This is a genomic window from Candidatus Eisenbacteria bacterium (genome assembly GCA_018831195.1).
GTDB lineage: Bacteria > Eisenbacteria > RBG-16-71-46 > CAIMUX01 > JAHJDP01 > JAHJDP01.
Genome location: JAHJDP010000110.1, coordinates 1 through 3663, shown reverse-complemented (window position 1 = coordinate 3663; position 3663 = coordinate 1). Strand labels below are relative to the sequence as shown.

Genomic DNA, 3663 nt, shown 5'->3' with positions numbered 1-3663 from the left:
CGCGGGCCAGCCGGTCCGGGGAGAGGCACCAAATGGCTTCGATCATCCCGGCTTCCGCGGAGTCGCGCAGAGCGTCCAGCCCTGGCCGATCGAGTCGCGCCCCCGAGTATCCATCGTCCAGAAACTCGGCCACGATCTCGTGACCGTCCTTGGTGTTGGCGATCATGAGGAAGCGTAGATTTTTGACCGGCGAGTGATCATGCCGTCGGTGGCTTGGACCGGCGTCGTTTCTGTGCCGCCTCTGCTTCCCGCTTTCTGAAGCTTTCCCCCTCGATTGCAATGATCTCGGCGTGATGGATGACGCGGTCGATCAATGCGGTGGCCGAGGTGGCGTTGGGAAAGATGCCGGGCCATTGGCTGAAGGCCAGATTGGTGGTCAGGACCAGGCTTTTCCTTTCGTAGCGGCGGCTGATGATCTGGAAGAGCAAATCTGCGTTGCGGTTGTCGTAGGAGAGGTATCCGATCTCGTCCACGACGAGGAGGGAAGCGCTGCTGTAGTGGCGGAACTTGGCGTCCAGTCCTCGAGCGGAGTCCTGGCTACAAAGATCGAGGAGAAGCTGGGCCGCGGTCAGGAAGAGGACCGGGTGCCCGGCCAGGACGGCTTGGTAGGCGACATTCTGCGCGATCATGGTCTTGCCCAGGCCCTGAGGGGCGACCAGGACGAGGTTGTGACTTTCCTGGAGGAAGTCAAGCCGGAGGGCGGCCTCGACGGCCTCGCGATCGATCTTCTTGGGCCAGCCCCAGTCGAAGTCGGCCATGGACTTGAAGCGACCGATCCGGCTGCGGGCCAGGCGTCGTTCCAGACTGCGTCGGGATCGTTCTCCATCTTCGGTTTCGGCGATGTACTCGAGGAGTTGGGTCGGACTCCAGCGTTTGCGGGTGGCCAAGGCCACGGTGTCGTCGAGGTGGGTGGCGGTATGGCGCAAGCCCAGGGCGGCGAGCTGTTCAGTCAGTGTGCTCATGGGGATTCTCCTCGGTTTCGTGATAGGAGCAGAGGTTGTCGTAGTTCGAGAGCGAGTGGGGTGTGACACGGAGATCGCGGACCCGGGGGTCGTCGGGGAGGACGACGTCCAGGGGCGGGGCTTCGTGTCGAGATCGGGCGCGCCGATCGAGGATGTGGGCGACCGAGACCGCGGATATGGCGCCGCGAGAGATGGCTTCGTCGATGGAAGCATCGAGTTCGGCCGACCCATAACGGTCGAGCAGCTTGAGCAGGCGGGAGGTATGACCGGCCAGAGGTTCTCCGCGCAGGGCCAGGGCGTCAATGAAGGCGTCGGCACGAGGGCACGTCGTTCGCAGCAGATCGCGGCCGCGCAGTTCATGGGCGTGACGCTTCTCCCGAGCCAGGGCCGCGAGGTGGGCGGGATCTTCGATCACTTCTCCGCGATCGTAACTGCGGGTATGCCGGGCGATCTCCTCGGTGCCGTCGAGGATACGGACCAGGTGCTCGGAGGCGATCAGGGTCAGGACCTTTCGAAGGCGGTCATGCGGGATGGAGTAGTCGTTTCCGTCAAAGCGAAGGTAGGGAGTCTTGCCGGAGGCGATGGGGCGGAGGTGGTCGCACTCGAGGTCGTGCTCGGGCAGCGGGAGCAGGCGAGCGCGTTCCTCATCCAGAGCGTCGGCGACGAGTCGGCCGGTCGGATCTCCGGGGACCTTGCGGGCGTGGGCGGTGGAGGCGATCCAGGCCGCGAGCTGCACGTTGAGGTCGGTCACGGAGTGGAAAGGCCGAGCGGCGAAGAACGAGGTGCGTAAGTACTGGATCGCTCTTTCGACACGTCCCTTCTCGTTTCCTCGGAAGACCGCGCAGGGCTTGGGCGCGAAGTGGTAATGGCCGGCCAGATCGAGGAGACGAGGATGGAAGTGGATGTGATCCCCCACGCGCTCGAGCACGACGCACTTGAGGTTGTCATAGAGGAGAGATCTAGGAACACCACCCATGGTGCGGAAGGCCTCGAGGTGTCCGCGCAGGAAGCTCTCCAGGGTCTGGTCGAGAGCGAAGCGCGCATACATGGCCCGGGACCAGGAGAGAACGAGCACGAAGCAGGAGAGGTTGCGGCTGGCGTTGCCCACACGGATCTTGCCGAAGTTGGCCCAGTCAACTTGGCCCTGCTCCCCTGGTAGCGTTTGCAGCCGCAGGTAGGCCTCCCTTGGGCGGGGGCGTACGGTACGCACGTAGCGGCGCAGTTGGACGGCGGAGCCCTGGTAGCCACGGTCTCGGATCATCTCGAACAAGCGAGTGGAGCGAAGCCGGGGATGGCGCTCCAGCACGTCGGCGATGAAGGCTCTGTAGGGATCGAGCAAGGTGCAGCGGAGCTTGGGCACGGTGCCGTTGAAGCGTTCGCTCTCGATGGCTCGGCGTACGGTATCAGGGTGGACTCCGAGTTCGGTCGCGATGGTGCCGATCCGCCAATGCTCGACGAAGAAGAAGCGACGGATGCGGGCGCGCAACTCCGGGGGGATCATCGCGCCTCCCCGAAGAAGAGCAACCAGCGGAGCTCGTCATAGTCATGGAGACCATCCAGGCGGTCGCGCTCCTCGGCCGGGCGCCCTCGGGAGACCAGATGGACTTCGAAAAGGTCGTGGCGTGTGAGCCGCTCGACGGTGCCGCGCCATGGTTTCGTGACGCACAAAGCGTCCGGGCCGTCCACAACGAGCGCAGCGCACACCTTCCGACCGCACCAGAGCGCGATGGCCTGGCAGAGCGTCTCCAGGGCCCGGAGATGCTTGGGCGAGTGCGGAAGCCGCGCTTTCAGCAAGGTCTGATCCCAATTGTCCTGGACCACGACCCGCGTGAACTCCAACCCCGGCATGATTCCCATCCAAAGCCTCCGCATGGGTCAACTCCTTCCCTCCGGTCGAAACCGCGACCCCCATGGCCGCGCGGACCGGCACCTCGGAGACCATGCAAAACTCGGGAGGGCGTTGAGTACCCTGATGCGTCACTTTTCTTTGAGGAGGGCGCTTGAGGCGATACCGGTACTGACGGCGGGCATGCAGACGACGCCCCTCGGGGCCGGCCTGGTACCGCGCTCCTGCGGCATACACACTCGTTCGACGGGCCACCTCGGAGCAGAATCGGCAACAATAGCGATTTCCACGATCACAGAAACGGCAGAGAAAGAACTGCTTCCCGCAGGAAGGTCGAGCACAGTTGGCAACTCGAAGTGATTCCACGCGTCCCCGACCGGGGACACATAAGGCTGGACAAACCCGGGGACTTCTGGCAGAACAGTTCTACCGGATCGCGTCCCCGTGGTTCGGTCCGAGGGCTCGGAGGTGTCAGCTCCGGGCTCTCACCCTTTCCGGCTCCCAGGCTGCGGCGTATCTACCGCGGAATCCGAACCGGAGCAACAGATTCCTCCACACTCCTCGGCTCGGCCGCACGTCCAGATTCCTACGCTTCGAGAGGATCATCAACAATTACGTCCCGTGTAGATGCCGGCGGGGATACGGCTGCGAGAGAACGAGGCAGCCTTCACCTGGTCCACCTTGGATTCTCGCTCACCTTGCCAACAAACTATCAGCTGCATTGGGCGAGGTTCGTCATCGAACTTTCGGCAGCTGTTCCGGGCACCCCAGAACCGTGGCACGTTGTATCCATGTGGCCACGTCTGATCGAGCACGATCTTGATGGAGTTTCCATGGTTGAGATCGAGGACGATG

General features: G+C 63.5%; 4 protein-coding genes. All 4 read right to left on the bottom strand.

The features are described from left to right. Nucleotides 1-166, bottom strand: a 166-nt coding sequence (locus KJ970_19345) for a recombinase family protein (protein MBU2693077.1), incomplete at its 3' end; no start/stop codon positions are given. A gap of 31 nt (nt 167-197) precedes the next feature. Continuing rightward, nucleotides 198-962 carry an IS21-like element helper ATPase IstB gene (gene istB / locus KJ970_19340; protein MBU2693076.1) on the bottom strand — a complete coding sequence of 255 codons (765 nt, stop codon included), beginning with the start codon at nt 960-962 and terminating at the stop codon, nt 198-200. Next, nucleotides 946-2463, bottom strand: coding sequence for an IS21 family transposase (gene istA / locus KJ970_19335; protein ID MBU2693075.1), 1518 nt, complete (start codon nt 2461-2463; stop codon nt 946-948). Before istA ends, istB begins: the two co-directional genes overlap by 17 nt. Further along, complete coding sequence (locus KJ970_19330) at nt 2460-2834, bottom strand: hypothetical protein (GenBank protein ID MBU2693074.1); 375 nt, start codon at nt 2832-2834, stop codon at nt 2460-2462. The genes istA and KJ970_19330 overlap by 4 nt, the downstream gene beginning before the upstream one ends. Nucleotides 2835-3663: the final 829 nt, after the last annotated feature.